Source organism: Kitasatospora sp. NPDC047058, from assembly GCF_040643935.1.
Lineage (GTDB): Bacteria > Actinomycetota > Actinomycetes > Streptomycetales > Streptomycetaceae > Kitasatospora.
The window spans coordinates 15,933-30,496 of the sequence record NZ_JBEYVJ010000068.1; the positions used below are offsets into that span (position 1 = coordinate 15,933).

General features: G+C 72.5%; 13 protein-coding genes. 11 read left to right on the forward strand and 2 right to left on the reverse strand.

The genetic code is table 11. The features are described 5' to 3' along the window. Positions 1 to 179 precede the first annotated feature (179 nt). The 3 genes from ABZ885_RS13735 (at position 180) to ABZ885_RS13745 (ending at position 4,830) form a co-directional block, all read left to right on the forward strand. Positions 180 to 2,750 (forward strand): FHA domain-containing protein, encoded by a 2,571-nt coding sequence (locus ABZ885_RS13735; RefSeq protein ID WP_360187306.1) that lies wholly within the window; start codon positions 180 to 182, stop codon positions 2,748 to 2,750. 315 nt (positions 2,751 to 3,065) lie between these two features. Then, on the forward strand, positions 3,066 to 4,163 hold the full coding sequence (locus tag ABZ885_RS13740) for a GAF domain-containing sensor histidine kinase (protein WP_360187327.1): 1,098 nt from the start codon (positions 3,066 to 3,068) through the stop codon (positions 4,161 to 4,163). Then, positions 4,156 to 4,830 carry a response regulator transcription factor gene (locus ABZ885_RS13745; RefSeq protein ID WP_360187308.1) on the forward strand — a complete coding sequence of 225 codons (675 nt, stop codon included), beginning with the start codon at positions 4,156 to 4,158 and terminating at the stop codon, positions 4,828 to 4,830. The genes ABZ885_RS13740 and ABZ885_RS13745 overlap by 8 nt, the downstream gene beginning before the upstream one ends. Before the next feature lie 40 nt (positions 4,831 to 4,870). On the opposite strand, the gene ABZ885_RS13750 is transcribed toward ABZ885_RS13745, so the two are convergent. Beyond that, a complete protein-coding gene (locus ABZ885_RS13750; protein ID WP_360187309.1) occupies positions 4,871 to 5,665 on the reverse strand; it encodes a hypothetical protein in 795 nt (264 codons plus the stop codon). A gap of 148 nt (positions 5,666 to 5,813) precedes the next feature. Here ABZ885_RS13750 and ABZ885_RS13755 point away from each other — a divergent pair, with 148 nt between their 5' ends. The 7 genes from ABZ885_RS13755 (at position 5,814) to ABZ885_RS13785 (ending at position 11,977) form a co-directional block, all read left to right on the forward strand. Next, positions 5,814 to 6,605 (forward strand): ABC transporter ATP-binding protein, encoded by a 792-nt coding sequence (locus ABZ885_RS13755; protein ID WP_360187311.1) that lies wholly within the window; start codon positions 5,814 to 5,816, stop codon positions 6,603 to 6,605. A gap of 153 nt (positions 6,606 to 6,758) precedes the next feature. After that, positions 6,759 to 7,181 (forward strand): NfeD family protein, encoded by a 423-nt coding sequence (locus ABZ885_RS13760; protein WP_360187312.1) that lies wholly within the window; start codon positions 6,759 to 6,761, stop codon positions 7,179 to 7,181. A gap of 10 nt (positions 7,182 to 7,191) precedes the next feature. Further along, positions 7,192 to 8,238, forward strand: a complete 1,047-nt coding sequence (locus ABZ885_RS13765; RefSeq protein ID WP_360187314.1) for an SPFH domain-containing protein — start codon at positions 7,192 to 7,194, stop codon at positions 8,236 to 8,238. 195 nt (positions 8,239 to 8,433) lie between these two features. Continuing rightward, complete coding sequence (locus tag ABZ885_RS13770) at positions 8,434 to 9,192, forward strand: sulfite exporter TauE/SafE family protein (RefSeq protein ID WP_360187315.1); 759 nt, start codon at positions 8,434 to 8,436, stop codon at positions 9,190 to 9,192. Positions 9,193 to 9,270: 78 nt separating this feature from the next. After that, positions 9,271 to 9,447 (forward strand): DUF1272 domain-containing protein, encoded by a 177-nt coding sequence (locus tag ABZ885_RS13775; protein ID WP_360187317.1) that lies wholly within the window; start codon positions 9,271 to 9,273, stop codon positions 9,445 to 9,447. 30 nt (positions 9,448 to 9,477) lie between these two features. After that, complete coding sequence (locus ABZ885_RS13780) at positions 9,478 to 9,783, forward strand: 4a-hydroxytetrahydrobiopterin dehydratase (protein ID WP_360187319.1); 306 nt, start codon at positions 9,478 to 9,480, stop codon at positions 9,781 to 9,783. 175 nt (positions 9,784 to 9,958) lie between these two features. Continuing rightward, a complete protein-coding gene (locus ABZ885_RS13785) occupies positions 9,959 to 11,977 on the forward strand; it encodes a PQQ-binding-like beta-propeller repeat protein (RefSeq protein ID WP_360187321.1) in 2,019 nt (672 codons plus the stop codon). 4 nt (positions 11,978 to 11,981) lie between these two features. Here ABZ885_RS13785 and ABZ885_RS13790 read toward each other — a convergent pair whose 3' ends face one another. Beyond that, positions 11,982 to 12,509 (reverse strand): HNH endonuclease, encoded by a 528-nt coding sequence (locus ABZ885_RS13790; protein WP_360187323.1) that lies wholly within the window; start codon positions 12,507 to 12,509, stop codon positions 11,982 to 11,984. 373 nt (positions 12,510 to 12,882) lie between these two features. On the opposite strand from ABZ885_RS13790, the gene tyrS reads away from it, so the two are divergent. Further along, complete coding sequence (gene tyrS, locus ABZ885_RS13795; RefSeq protein ID WP_360187329.1) at positions 12,883 to 14,154, forward strand: tyrosine--tRNA ligase; 1,272 nt, start codon at positions 12,883 to 12,885, stop codon at positions 14,152 to 14,154. Positions 14,155 to 14,564 lie beyond the last annotated feature (410 nt).

Genomic DNA, 14,564 nt, shown 5'->3' on the forward strand with positions numbered 1-14,564 from the left:
GGGCCGTCCGGGTGGTGGTGGCGGGGCCGTCCGCGAATCGTTGCCGCCTGGTCACAGTCACCGGGGGTGACTTTCATCAACGGGAGACGGACTGGAATGATTCCCCCGTCAGATTCAGGACATCGCACCCCCGGTCGGGGGCCACAATCGGGGGACCGAGAGAGCGGGGCAGGCGAGCAGTGCCGCAACTCGTCATTGAGATCAACGGGCAGCAGCGGACATTGGAGCCGGGGCGGTCCTACACCATCGGGCGCAACCCTCAGTCGGACTTCCCGTTCGACGACGCCAGGGTCTCCTGGCAGCACGCCACCATCTCCTTCAACGGGGCGGGTTGGCAGCTCGACGACCACGGGAGCACCAACGGCACCTACACCGGCGGTGCCCGCACGATGCAGGCCCAGCTCTTCCCGGGGGCCGTGGTCAACCTCGGCAACGCCGAGAACGGGCCGCGGCTGAACTTCTCCGCGCCCGCCCAGGCCGCCGCGCCGGCGCCCGCCTGGCACGAGGCGGCGACCAGCCGCAGCCACACCCCGGCGCCCCAGCCGCCCGTCCAGCAGCAGCAGCCGCCCGCCCAGCCGTGGGCCCAGCAGCAGCCGCAGCAGCAGCCGTTCGCGCCGCAGGCCCAGCAGCAGTGGCCCGGGCAGCAGCAGGGCTTCCCGCAGCAGCAGAGTCCGCAGCACGGCGGCTTCCCGCAGCAGCACACTCCGCAACACGACGCCGGCGGCCCGCAGCCGACGATGATCCGCAGCCTGTCCGCCGGCATGAACACCGTCCGGATCGGTCGCGCGCTCGACAACGACATCGTGGTCTCCGACCTCCAGGTCTCCCGCCACCACGCCGAGCTGCGCCAGCTGCCCGACGGCCGGTACGAGATCGTCGACCTCGGCAGCCACAACGGCATCTTCCTCAACGGCCAGCGCGTCCAGCGTCAGCTGATGGGACCGCAGGACCGGCTGACCGTCGGCCACTCCAGCTTCGTGCTGGTCGGCGACCAGCTGCAGGAGTTCGTCGACACCGGCGCGGTCTCCTTCTCCGCCCGCCACCTGACCGTCGAGGTCGAGCACAAGGGCGCCAAGAAGATCCTGCTCAACGACGTCAGCTTCGGCGTCCCGGAGAAGTCCCTGGTCGCGGTCATCGGCCCGTCCGGCTCCGGCAAGTCCACCCTGCTGCGCGCCCTCACCGGCTACCGCCCCGCCGACCGCGGCGACGTCCTGTACGACGGCCGCAACCTGTACAAGCAGTTCGCCGAACTGCGCTCGCGCATCGGCCTGGTGCCGCAGTCGGAGATCCTGCACAAGGAGCTGACGGTCCGCACCGGCCTCAAGTACGCGGCCCGGCTGCGCTTCCCCGGCGACACCGAGGCGCGCGAGCGCGAGGCCCGGATCGACGAGGTGCTGTACGAGCTGCGCCTCGACAAGCGCGCCGACAACAAGATCACCGCGCTCTCCGGCGGCCAGCAGAAGCGCGTCTCGGTCGCCCTGGAGCTGCTCACCAAGCCGTCGCTGATCTTCCTGGACGAGCCCACCTCGGGCCTCGACCCGGGCATGGACCGCGAGGTCATGCAGATGCTGCGCGGCCTCGCCGACGACGGCCGCACCATCCTGGTCGTCACCCACTCGGTGGCCGAACTCGCGCTCTGCGACCGGCTGCTGGTGATGGCGCCGGGCGGCTCGGTGGCCTACTTCGGCCCGCCGGACGAGGCGCTGCACTTCTTCGGGTACGAGACCTGGGCCGACGTCTTCCAGGCCTTCGAGAACTACCCGGACCACGACTGGGCCGGCCGCTACCGCGGTTCGGTGCACTACCAGCAGTACTCCGCCCCCACCGTGGAGGCGGGCGAGGTGCAGCACGTGCAGGTGGCCCAGGAGGCCGTACGGCCGCCGAAGCCGCAGAGCTGGGGCTCGCAGCTGTGGACGCTGATGCGCCGCTACATCTCCGTGCTCGCCTCCGACCGCGGCTTCCTGGCCCTGTCGGTGCTGCTGCCCGCGGTCATCGGCGCGGTCAGCGTGCTGATCCCCAACGAACCGGGCCTGGCGCCGAACCCGAAGAGCCAGCTCGGGCTCAACAGCGGGGCCGCGACGATCATGCTGATCCTGGCGATCGGCGCCTGCTTCTCCGGCGCGGCCAACTCGGTCCGTGAGTTGATCAAGGAGCGGGCGATCTACGAACGGGAACGGGCCACCGGGCTCTCCCGCTCGGCGTACATGATGTCCAAGATCATCGTGCTGGGCATCTTCAGCGTGATCCAGGGCGCGATCATCTCCGCCGTCGGCTTCCTGCCGCGCAAGCTCCCCAAGCACGGCCTGATCGTCGACAACCTGCCGATCGTCGAGATGACCATCGGCATGATCCTGCTGAGCTTCGCCGCGATGATGTTCGGCCTGATGATCTCCGCGCTGGTGAAGACCGCCGAGAAGACCATGCCGCTGCTGGTCATGTTCGCCATCGTCCAGGTCGTCTTCACCGGCTGCCTCTTCCAGATCTTCGGCAAGCCCGGTCTGGAGCAGGTCGCCTGGCTGATGCCGGCCCGCTGGGGCACCGCGATGGTCGCCACCACGCTGGACCTCTCGAAGCTCCTCGGTCCCTGGAACAAGGACTTCAACAACCCCGACTACGACCAGCTGTGGGACCACAGCATCGCCCAGCTGCTGATCGACGCCGGTGCGCTGGTGGTGATCTCGGTGGTCCTCGGCCTCATCATCACGCGCCTGCAGCGCCGTCACGAGCCCGAGGTCATGCAGAAGGGCTGACGCCCGTCGCCCCGAGGGCGGCTCTTCCCGGTACGGGGAGGGCCGCCCTCCGCGTTTCCCGGGCCCTCCGCGTTTCCCGAGCCCTTCGGCCTAGGTCCGCAGACCTGCGACCGGCGCGGCCGCAGGCGGACGCGAGCGCCCCGGGCGCGGCGGTAGTTTGGCGGTATGCCCACCTCGTCCAGTGACCGCCGTCCCCGGACCGGCCTGCTGCCCGTCGACCGGATACCGGTCGGCCCGCCGGCCCACGATGGCCCGCTGCCCGCCTGCGACCCCTGCCTGTCCGGGATCGAGGCCGTCAGCCAGGCGCTGCTCGCCATGAGCCGGCACCTGGAGGTCCGCGAGGTGCTGCGCCGCATCACCGCCTCCGCCCGGGAACTGCTCGGCGCCGAGTACGCGGCCCTGGGCGTGCCCGACGACCACGGCGGCTTCGCCCAGTTCGTGGTCGACGGCGTCACCGACGAGCAGTGGCGGGCGATCGGCCCGCTGCCCCGCCAGCACGGCGTCCTCGCCGAGATGCTGCACGAGACCGGGCCGACCCGGCTCGCCGACGTCCGCCGGGCCCCCGCGTTCGGCGGCTGGCCCGCCGCCCACCCCGAGATGGACGCCTTCCTCGGCATGCCGGTCCTGGACACCGACGCGGCCGAGGACGAGCCGCAGGTGATGGGCGTCATCTTCCTCGCCAACAAGCGCGGCGGCGGCCTGTTCACCGACCACGACGAGGAGTTGCTGCGGATCCTCGCCGCGCACGCCGCCCTCGCCCTCTCCAACGCCCGCCTCTACGAGCGCAGCCGCGAGCTCACCCTGGCCGGCGAACGCGCCCGGATCGCCCACGACCTGCACGACGCCGTCTCGCAGAAGCTCTTCTCGCTGCGCCTCACCGCCAAGGCCGCCGCCAAGCTCGTCGACCGCGACCCGGCCCGGGCCCGCGCCGAGCTCGCCGAGGTCGCCCGGCTGGCCGCCGAGGCCGCCGACGAACTGCGCGCCGTCGTCGTGGAGCTGCGCCCCGCCGCGCTGGAGGAGGACGGGCTGAGCGCCACCCTCGCCTCCCAGGTGCAGGTCCTCGACCGCGCGCACACCGCCGACGTCGCCTTCGCCGCCGACGGGGTCCGCGCCCTGCCGCCCGCCCAGGAGGCCGCGTTGCTGCGGGTCGCCCAGGAGGCGCTGCACAACGCGCTGCGGCACTCCGGTGCCGACCGGGTCACCGTCACCCTGGCCGGGACGCCAGCGCGCGGTGCCGTGCTGCGGGTGCGCGACGACGGGCGCGGCTTCGACCCCGAATCCGTCCGCAGGGCCGGCCGTCACCTCGGCCTGGCCTCGATGCGCGACCGCGCGGCCGCCGTCGGCGGCACGCTCGTCCTGGAGTCCGCCCCCGGCCGGGGGACGCTCGTCGAGATGGAGGTCCCCGGTGCCTGAGAGCACACCGTCGATCCGCGTCCTGCTGGTCGACGACCACCAGGTGGTCCGGCGCGGACTGCGCACCTTCCTGGAGGTCCAGGACGACATCGAGGTCGTCGGGGAGGCCGCCGACGGTGCCGAGGGCGTCGAGCGGGCCCGCGAACTCGACCCGGACGTCGTGCTGATGGACCTCAAGATGCCCGGCGTGGACGGCATCGAGGCGCTGCGCACGCTCAAGGGCGAGGGCAGCCGGGCCCGGATCCTGATCGTCACCAGCTTCACCGAGCACCGCACCATGGTCCCCGCGCTGCGGGCCGGCGCCGCCGGGTACGTGTACAAGGACGTCGACCCGGAGGCGCTGGCCGGCGCGATCCGCTCGGTGCACGCGGGTCACGTGCTGCTCCAGCCCGAGCTGGCCGAGGCCCTGCTCGCCGACGACGGCCCGCGCCCGCCGCAGGGCCGCGGCGGCACCCTGACCGAGCGCGAGCGCGAGGTCCTCGGCCACATCGCGGACGGCCGCTCCAACCGGGAGATCGCCCGCAGCCTGCACCTGTCCGAGAAGACCGTGAAGACGCACGTCTCCAACATCCTGATGAAGCTGGACCTCGCCGACCGCACCCAGGCCGCCCTCTGGGCCGTCCGCAACGGCCAGGCCCGCGACGACCAGGCCCGCGACGGCGGCTAGCCGAGGGGGCGGCGGGCGGGGGCGGCTCCGGGGGCGTCCGCTACCGCTCGTCCACCAGGGCGTTGTACGCCGCCACCTGGGCGCGCCGGGCGGTGCGGCGCAGCGGCTCCAGGACGGACCGGCGGGCCGCCATCTCGGAGGCGCTGACCGCGGCGCCGTGGCTGTCGGCGGCGATCGCGAGCAGCGCGCCGACCTGCCGCGCCGACTCCAGCACCCGCACGGCCCGCGGCGGGTACCCGGGGGCGAGCAGCTCGACGTGCCCGCGCCGGCGGAACGCGTCCAGCGAGCGCAGCGCCTCCGGGCCGGCCCCGGCCACGTCGAGGCGGGTGAGCAGCAGGGTCGCCTCGCGCAGGCCGTCCGACAGCTCGCGCTCGGCCTCGTGCAGCGAGGGCACGTCGGCCGGCGGGGCGTCGTTCACCTCGGCGCAGCGCCAGAGCACCGTCGCCGAGCGGTCCCCGGCCGGGCCGAACACCTCGACCTCCGGGACCAGCCCGAGCGGCACCCCGACGGCCAGCACGGCCTCGCCCGCGCCCATCGCGCGCTCGTTGAAGGCCGGCGGGCCGGTCAGCCCGAGCGGGTGCCCGGCGCTCGGCAGGGCCAGCCGCAGGCCCTTCACGCCCAGCACCCGGAGCCGTCCGAGCGCCCAGGTGAGCCCGTGCTGCTCGCCCGGCGCGTCCCCGGGCAGACCGGTCACCCGGTGGCTCTCGTCGTCGCCGAGGACGGCCGCGGCGGCGTTGTCGGGCGGCACCAGGCCGGCCAGCAGGGCGTTGCCCCAGGCGGTCAGCCGCCCCGAACGGGGTTCTTCGTACGGATTGTCGGCAGGAGTCGCGAGCATCCGGCCAGCCTACGGAATCGGCGGTCATCCGCGTGGCGTAGGTTTGCCCATGCGTGTGCGGCGCACCCACCCCGTGCCACCCGGCCGCCGGGGTAGGCTGCCCGCCCGCACCGACGGCCGTGATTTCTGTATTGGGGAAGGCGTAGGCATGAGCGACGTGCTGGAGCTGGTGGACGTATCCGTGGTCCGGGAGGAGCGCGCGCTGGTCGACCAGGTCTCGTGGTCCATCTCCGAGGGCGAGCGCTGGGTGATCCTCGGCCCCAACGGCGCCGGCAAGACCACCCTGCTGCAGATCGCCTCCACGTACCTCTTCCCGACCTCCGGCAAGGTGTCCGTGCTCGGCGAGAAGCTCGGCGAGGTCGACGTCTTCGAGCTGCGCTCCCGGATCGGCCTGGCCGGCGCCGCGATGTTCGACAAGCTGCCCGCCGAGCAGACCGTGCTGCAGACGGTGCTCACCGCCGCGTACGGCATGACCGTGAGCTGGCAGGAGCAGTACGAACAGTCCGACGAGTCCCGCGCGCTCGTCCTGCTGGACCGGCTGGGCATGACGGGCCTGACCGCCCGCAAGTTCGGCACCCTCTCCGAGGGCGAGAAGAAGCGCACCCTGATCGCGCGCGCCCTGATGACCGACCCCGAGCTGCTGCTGCTGGACGAGCCGGCCGCCGGCCTCGACCTCGGCGGCCGCGAGGACCTGGTCCGCCGCCTCGGCGCGCTGGCCCAGGACGAGTTCGCGCCGGCCATCGCCATGGTCACCCACCACGTCGAGGAGATCGCCCCCGGCTTCACCCACGTCCTGATGATCCGTCAGGGCAAGGTGCTCACCGCCGGCCCGATCGACACCGAGCTGACGGCGCGCAACCTGTCCAAGTGCTTCGGCCTGCCGCTCACCCTGGAGCGCCACGGCGACCGCTGGTCCGCGCAGGGCCTGCCGCTCGGCTGACCCGGCCCCACCCGGCCCCGCCGACCGGTCCGTTCCGGCCGCCGGCACCCTGAATTCGCTGAACTGGAACCGGTCGCGCATGCGACCGGTTTCCGTCCCTCCACCTGCGGGAACTGACCGCCTCGAAGGCCCTTCGCTCCCTAGGATGGACACGTGGACAGCTGGATCTGGTGGCTCCTGGCCGCCGTCGGCCTCGGCATACCGCTGGTGATCACCGCGATGCCGGAGCTGGCCATGTTCGCGGTCGGCGCGCTCGCCGCCGCCGGCGTCGCCGGGCTGGGCGCCGGAGCGGTCTGGCAGCTCCTGACCTTCGTCGCCGTCTCGGTCGGCCTGCTGGTCGTGGTCCGGCCGATCGCCTACCGGCAGTTGCGGAAGGGCCCGCAGATCAAGATGGGCATCGAGGCGCTCAAGGGCGCCACCGCGGTCGTCGCGGAACAAGTCGACGGGGAGGGCGGGCGGATCAAGCTCAACGGCGAGATCTGGTCGGCCCGCGCGCTCAACCCCGGCAGTGTGTACGAGCCGGGGCAGCAGGTCGACGTCGTCGAAATCCAGGGCGCGACCGCCCTGGTCGTCTAGGGGAGAGTCCGTGGAACCCGTCCTTATCGTCCTGGTCGTCCTGGTCGTGGTGGCATTCATCGCGCTGATCAAGACGATTCAGGTCATCCCGCAGGCCAGCGCCGCGATCGTGGAGCGCTTCGGCCGCTACACCCGGACGCTCAACGCCGGCCTGAACATCGTCGTCCCGTTCATCGACCGGGTACGCAACCGGATCGACCTGCGCGAGCAGGTCGTGCCCTTCCCGCCGCAGCCGGTGATCACCCAGGACAACCTGGTCGTCAACATCGACACGGTCATCTACTACCAGGTGACCGACCCGCGCGCCGCCACCTACGAGGTCGCCAGCTACATCCAGGCGATCGAGCAGCTCACCGTCACCACGCTGCGCAACATCATCGGCTCGATGGACCTCGAATCCACCCTGACCTCCCGCGAGGTCATCAACGCCGGCCTGCGCGGCGTGCTGGACGAGGCCACCGGCAAGTGGGGCATCCGGGTCAACCGCGTCGAGCTGAAGGCGATCGAGCCGCCGACCTCCATCCAGGACTCGATGGAGAAGCAGATGCGCGCCGACCGGGACAAGCGCGCCGCGATCCTCACCGCCGAGGGCCAGCGGCAGGCGCAGATCCTCAAGGCCGAAGGTGAGAAGCAGGCCGAGGTGCTCAAGGCCGAGGGTGAGGCCCAGGCCGCGGTGCTGCGCGCCGACGGTGAGGCGGCCGCGATCCGGACCGTCTTCGAGGCGATCCACGACGGCGACGCCGACCAGAAGCTGCTCGCCTACCAGTACCTGCAGACCCTCCCCGAGCTGGCCAAGGGCGACTCCAACAAGCTGTGGATCATCCCGAGCGAGGTCGGCGACGCGCTCAAGGGCCTCGGCGGCGCGTTCACCGGCCTGACCGGCAACGGCGGCCTGAACGGCAGCGCGGTCGCGGCCCCCAGCGCCGCGGCCCCGGCGGCCACCCAGGTGCCGCTCGACCCGTCGGCCGGTCCGCGCCCACTGGACACCGACACCAAGGGGGCCGCCCGGCCCCGGGTCGACCCCGCGCGCGAGTACCGGAAGATCGACCCCGAGTAGACCGACCCCGAATAGATCGACGCGAGTAGGCCGGCCACGCGCCGCCGAGGGCCCGCCCCCTTACCTCATGGGGGCGGGCCCTCGGGCGTTCCCGGGGAAGGTGTGGTGTACGTCCCGAATCGTGGGCGGCCCTGGTAGGCCCGGCCCGCCGTCCGGCATGATCGCCTCGGACAGGACCGAGACGAGAGGTGGCCCATGACGTTCTGGGAGGCGATCGCCGTCCTGGTGGCGGGCGTCGGAGCCGGGATGATCAACGTGATCGTCGGCTCCGGAACCCTGATCACGTTCCCCGTCCTGCTCGCCGTCGGCATCCCGCCGGTCACCGCCAACGTCTCCAACTCCTTCGGCCTGGTGCCCGGTTCGGCCAGCGGCGTGATCGGCTACCGGCGCGAGCTGGCCGACCAGGGCCGCCGGCTGCTGCGCCTTGGCACCGCCTCGCTGCTCGGCGGACTGGTCGGCGCGGTGCTGCTGATCGAACTGCCGAGCGCCGCCTTCGACGCGATCGTCCCGGTGCTCATCCTGCTGGCCCTCGTCCTGGTCGTGATCCAGCCACGGGTGGCCAAGGCCGTCGCCGCCCGCCGCAAGCCCGGGGGAGACCCGGACGGCGGCGCGATGCTGCTCGCCGGCGTCTTCCTGACCGGCATCTACGGCGGCTACTTCGGCGCGGCCCAGGGCGTCCTGCTGCTGGCCCTGATGGGCATGCTCCTCCAGGAGGACCTCCAGCGGATCAACGCCGTGAAGAACGCTCTGGCGATGATCGTCAACGGCGTCGCCGCGCTGTTCTTCCTCTTCACCTCGACCGTCAACTGGGCGGCCGCCGGCCTGATCGCGGCCGGCTCGCTCTGCGGCGGCCTGCTCGGCGCCAAGGTCGGCCGCAAGCTGCCGCCGACCGCCCTGCGCGGCGTGATCGTGGTGGTCGGCCTGGCCGCCGTCACCAAGCTGCTCATCAGCTGATCCGACGTCACCTCACGGCGTTCCCCGGCGTTGCTTCGGCGCCGTTCCCGGACGCCTCCTGCTCCCCGAAGGATCCCCATGGCCCTGGAAATGCGCGAGATCTGCGAGCGCTGCGAGGTGTCGCTGACCGCGGACGGCCCCGCCTTCCTATGCTCCTACGAGTGCACCTTCTGCCCGGACTGCACCGAGACCATGGCCGCCACCTGCCCCAACTGCGGCGGCGAACTGGTGCCCCGTCCGCGCCGGAAGGTCTGACCCCTCACCCCGACGCAGCGGAGCGGACCGATGAGCAGCAGAGCACGCCTGAACGAGGACGAGATCGCGGCCGCCCTCGCGGACCTGCCGGAGTGGAGCCGGGAAGGCGACGGCACCATCGTCCGCACCGCCGACGCCCGTGACTTCCCGGCGGCGATCCGGGTGGTCGTCGCGGTGGCCGAGCAGGCCGAGGCGCTGGACCACCACCCCGACATCGACATCCGCTGGCGCACCCTGCACTTCGCCCTCTCCACCCACAGCGCGGGCGGTCTCACCGCCCTCGACTTCACCCTGGCCGCCCGGATCGACGCCGCCATGAGCGCCGAGTCCGCCTGAGCGGGCAGGACCGGGTGACGGCGGGGCCCCGGAGCGCCGAACCCGGAGCCCCGGAGCGCCCCCTTCCGCCGGGGCGCCGTGCGCGTCGCCGGCGGAAGGGGGCGCTCCGGAAAGCCCTCCCCGCGGCGTGAGATGCTGACTGCCGCACTGCTGGCGGTCGGGAGGGACGGAACGGATGGCTCAGGATCCCCTCGGCGACGCCCCGCAGCAGCCCTGGTACCCGCAGCAGGAGTGGCAGTCCGGCCCTCCGCAGCAGTGGCCGGAGGCGGTGCAGGAACAGGCGGCCCAGGGGAGCAACGGGTACCCCGACGCCCCGCACGGGACCGGCTCCTATGCGACCGGCTCCTACGGGACCGGGGGGTACGACACCGCCGGGTACGACACCGCCGGGTACGGGACCGCCGGGTACGGGACCGCCGGATACGACACCGCCGGGTACGGGGAGACCGGGTACGGCCAGGGCGGGTACACCGGCGACGGCTACGCCCTGACCGGCCAGGGCCCGACCGGTTACGGCCAGACCGGCTACGGGGACGGTCAGTACCAGCAGTACCCCCAGTACTCCGTCTACGAGCAGCAGCAGTACACCCCGTACGCCGTCCCGCAGCAGCCGTCCGATGCGGAGCTGTACGCCCCGGCGGGCGCCGAGTACTCCGCCGACGGTTACGTCCATGCGGACCCCGAGCCCGAGCCCGAGCGTGATGCCGAACCCGAGGGCGATGCCGGGACCGGGCGTGGCTCCAGGGCCGGGCGCGACTCCGGGCCCACGCCGGTGGCGGCCCCGGCCACGGCAAGCGCGTCCGCCGCCGACCGCGGCAGCGCCGCGCGGACCGGGCTCGCGGCCAAGGCCCGGGCCGCCGCCGACGCCGTGGTCTCCGCCGAGCACGCGCCGAGTCGCCGCGCCCTGACGATCCGGGCCGGCGCCGGCGTCGCCGCACTCGGCGTCCTGGTGGCGGCGGGCCTGATGGTCGCCGCCGAGGGCGGCGGCAACGCCACCGCCGAGAGCGCCGGCGCCGAGCCCGGCTTCACCGTCGCCCACACCAAGGCCTGGTCCGCCCAGCCCGCCGCCGCGCCCCAGCCCGGCGCCGACGACACCCTGGTCGGCAGCTGGCTGCTGACCGACATGGTGGTGCGCGCCGACGCGTCCGGCGTCCACGCCTACGACCGGGCCGACGGAAAGCCCGCCTGGTCGGCCGAACCGCCGGCCGCCGGCGCCGTCCCCTGCGGGCTCTCGCCGAACGTGAACGGGGCCGGCCTGGGCGCCGCCCTGTTCCGCACCCAGGCCGACCCGAAGGCCCCGTGCACCCTGGTCGCAGCCGTCGACGTGAAGACCGGCAAGACCGCCTGGACCAAGACCGTCTCCGAGGCGAAGGGCGCCTACAACGCCCACGTCGGGGTCACCGACGACAAGGTGATCGCCGTCGGCGACGACCGCGCCGTCGCCTGGGAGTCGGCCGACGGCAAGGACGTCTGGCAGTACACCGGGCAGGGCAAGTTCTGCACCCTCTCCGGCGGCGTCGCCGGCAAGACCGTGATGGTCGCCAGCAGCTGCGCCGACTCCACCCCCGTGGACCAGGCCGTCTCGCTCAACACCGCCGACGGCAAGGTCGCCTGGTGGCGCGGCCTGAACAACCAGCCGAAGACCGTCACCGTGCTCTCCGCCGAACCCTCCGTCGTCCTCACCACCGGGGAGAAGCCGGGCGACGACAAGGTCTTCGCCTGGGGCGCGACCGGCGACCCGGCCGCCGAGATCCCCGTGGCGGCGGGCGAGGGCCGGCTGGACGTCGCCCACGGCACCTTTTCGGCCACGCCCGGCGTCTTCTTCCAGGACCGGACCCTCGTCACCACGCTGCTCCCGGCGAGCACCGGCGGCGCGGTCTCCGTCGTCGGCTACGACCTGGACACCGGCAAGCAGCGCTGGAAGTCCGCCGCCACCGAGAAGGGCGTGGTCCGGTCGGTCGGCGTCGACGGCGGCGCGCTGGTGCTCGCCGCCGACGAACGCCTCGACCAGCCGGCCCACCTCAGCCGCTTCTCCCTGGCGAGCGGCCAGGAGGCGGTCGGCGGCAACTTCCCGCAGGGCACCGGCTCGCTCCTGGTCTCCGGCCGGGTACTGACCGGCGGCGGCCAGGTCGTCGTGGTGCCCGAGCACGCGGCGACCTTCGGGACGGCCTCCGGGTACCAGGCGAAGGGCTGAGACCCTAGGCCGCCGAGGGGGCGAGCGCGCCAGCCGGCAGCCACTCGGCCAGCTCCCGGACGTCCGAGCCGCGCAGGCCCAGCGCCATCATCAGGGTGGCCTGCGGCGTCGGCACGAACGGATTGCGCAGCAGTTTCATCCCGGCCTGCTCCGGCGTCCGGTCGGCCTTGCGCTGGTTGTCCTCGGCACAGGCGGCCACGGTGTTCAGCCAGCTGTCGGCGCCACCGCGCGACCGCGGCTGCAGGTGGTCCACCGTGGTCGCCCGGCGCCCGCAGTAGGCGCACAGGTGCTGGTCCCGGACCAGCACGCCACGACGCGACCACGGAGCCTGTTGTCGGAACGGCACCCGTACGTACCGTTGCAGTCTGATCACCCGTGGCACCGGCACGGTGACACCGGTTCCCCGGACCGTTCGCAGCGGATGTGCCTGCTCCACGACGGCCTTGTCCTGGAGCACCAGGACCACGGCTCGCTGGAGCGACACCGTCGTCAGGGGCTCGTAGCTTGCGTTGAGAACCAGCGTGCTGCGCACCTCGGCCCACCCTTTCCACGGGCGTGCCACGGCGGCACGACCGTCTCCACACACGTCACTGCCGCCGCACGGCGGTGGGACCACTCTGAAGGGGCCCGGGGCCGACGAACAACGGAATTTCCGGTGCCGGACAGGGGCCGTGGAGACGGCGGAGCGGACACCGGCACGTTCCCGGCACGCCCGGGGCACGTCCCCCGGCACGCCCCCAGCACGTCCCCGGAAGGCGTCCGGCACGCGTCCGGTACGCCGCCTCGGCGAAAACCCGCTGGCCGCGACCGCGTAGGCTCTACCACGCTGGAGTCGTCCCGCGCCCGGGGCCCGGCCGAACCGGGTCCGCACCGGGCGGACGCCCGACCGAAGGAGAAGCGTGACCGTGACGGACATCGTCGACGAGCTGCGGTGGCGTGGGCTGATCGCCCTGTCCACCGACGAGGACGCACTGCGCAAGGCGTTCGCGGACGGCCCGGTCACGTTCTATTGCGGCTTCGACCCGACGGCCCCCAGCCTGCACCTCGGCAACCTGGTGCAGATCCTCACCATGCGCCGCATCCAGCAGGCGGGGAACCTCCCGCTCGGCCTGGTCGGCGGCGCCACCGGCCTGATCGGCGACCCGAAGCCCACCGCCGAGCGCGTCCTGAACGACCCCGAGACGGTGGCCGGCTGGGTGGAGCGCCTGCGCGGCCAGATCTCGCGCTTCCTCGACTTCGAGGGCCCGTACGCGGCGCGCATGGTCAACAACCTGGACTGGACCTCCGGGATGTCGGCCATCAGCCTGCTGCGCGACGTGGGCAAGTACTTCCGCGTCAACAACATGATCGCCAAGGAGGCCGTCGCCCGGCGGCTCAACTCCGACGCGGGCATCAGCTACACCGAGTTCAGCTACCAGATCCTCCAGGGCATGGACTACCTGGAGCTGAACCGCCGCCACGGCTGCACCCTGCAGACCGGCGGCAGCGACCAGTGGGGCAACCTCACCGCCGGCACGGACCTGATCCGCAAGGCCGACGGCAAGTCGGTGCACGCGCTGGCCACGCCGCTGATCGTCAAGGCCGACGGCACCAAGTTCGGCAAGACGGAGTCCGGCACGGTCTGGCTCGACCCCGAGCTGACCACCCCGTACGCCTTCTACCAGTTCTGGCTGAACGCGGACGACCGGGACGTCTCCAACTTCCTGCGGATCTTCAGCTTCCGCTCGAAGGAGGAGATCGAGGAGCTGGAGCGCGAGACCACCGAGCGCCCGGCCGCCCGCCTCGCCCAGCGCGCCCTCGCCGAGGAGCTGACCACGCTGGTGCACGGCGCCGAGCAGTACGAGCGCGCCGTCGCCGCGTCCAAGGCGCTGTTCGGCCAGGGCGACCTCGCCGACCTGGAGGCCCCGACCCTGGCCGCCGCGCTGGCCGAGGTCCCCAAGGCCGAGGTCACCGAGCTCCAGCCCGTGGTCGACCTGCTGGTCGCCGTCGGCCTGGCGCCCAGCCGCTCCGCCGCCCGCCGGACGATCAAGGAGGGTGGTGCCTACCTCAACAACGTCAAGGTGACGGACGAGGAGGCCGTGCCCACCGAGGCCGATCTGCTGCACGGCCGCTGGCTGGTCCTGCGCCGCGGCAAGCGCAACCTGGCCGCGGCCGAGCTGGCGCCGGCCACGGCGTGACCGAAACCCGACGCCGCTGAACTGCGGCTTCGAACGTCGAGGGCGGGATCCAGCCGGATCCCGCCCTCGACGTTTGACGATGACGTGCAGGTGGCCTAGTGTTGAACGAGTCGCTGAAGCGGCCTCCTCACCTGGCAAGTCCCACTCTCACCTCGTCGCCCATTGATTTGGGTCGGTTGGCGTTCCCGTCAATCCGGGTGAGCGTGAATTTCGAGTAACACTCGGAATGCGCTAACGTGGAGGTGTCGCAGAAAGCGGCCCCGGCCAGTTCGGGAAATCGGATGAATGAAACTCCGGAAAACGGAGCGGAAAACGTCTGATAAGCTGGAAACACGAAAGAACGAAGCGCCCGGAGGGCCCGCTGGAAGGCGGTCCGAAGGAAGTGTCCGTTCCTTGAGAACTCAACAGCG

Coding starts and splice junctions, on each gene's coding strand:
- ABZ885_RS13740 (WP_360187327.1), top strand. CDS start 3,066: ATGAGCCGGCACCTGGAGGTCCGCGAGGTGCTGCGCCGCATCACCGCC.
- ABZ885_RS13750 (WP_360187309.1), bottom strand. CDS start 5,665: ATGCTCGCGACTCCTGCCGACAATCCGTACGAAGAACCCCGTTCGGGG.
- ABZ885_RS13755 (WP_360187311.1), top strand. CDS start 5,814: ATGAGCGACGTGCTGGAGCTGGTGGACGTATCCGTGGTCCGGGAGGAG.
- ABZ885_RS13770 (WP_360187315.1), top strand. CDS start 8,434: ATGACGTTCTGGGAGGCGATCGCCGTCCTGGTGGCGGGCGTCGGAGCC.
- ABZ885_RS13775 (WP_360187317.1), top strand. CDS start 9,271: ATGGCCCTGGAAATGCGCGAGATCTGCGAGCGCTGCGAGGTGTCGCTG.
- ABZ885_RS13780 (WP_360187319.1), top strand. CDS start 9,478: ATGAGCAGCAGAGCACGCCTGAACGAGGACGAGATCGCGGCCGCCCTC.
- ABZ885_RS13785 (WP_360187321.1), top strand. CDS start 9,959: ATGGCTCAGGATCCCCTCGGCGACGCCCCGCAGCAGCCCTGGTACCCG.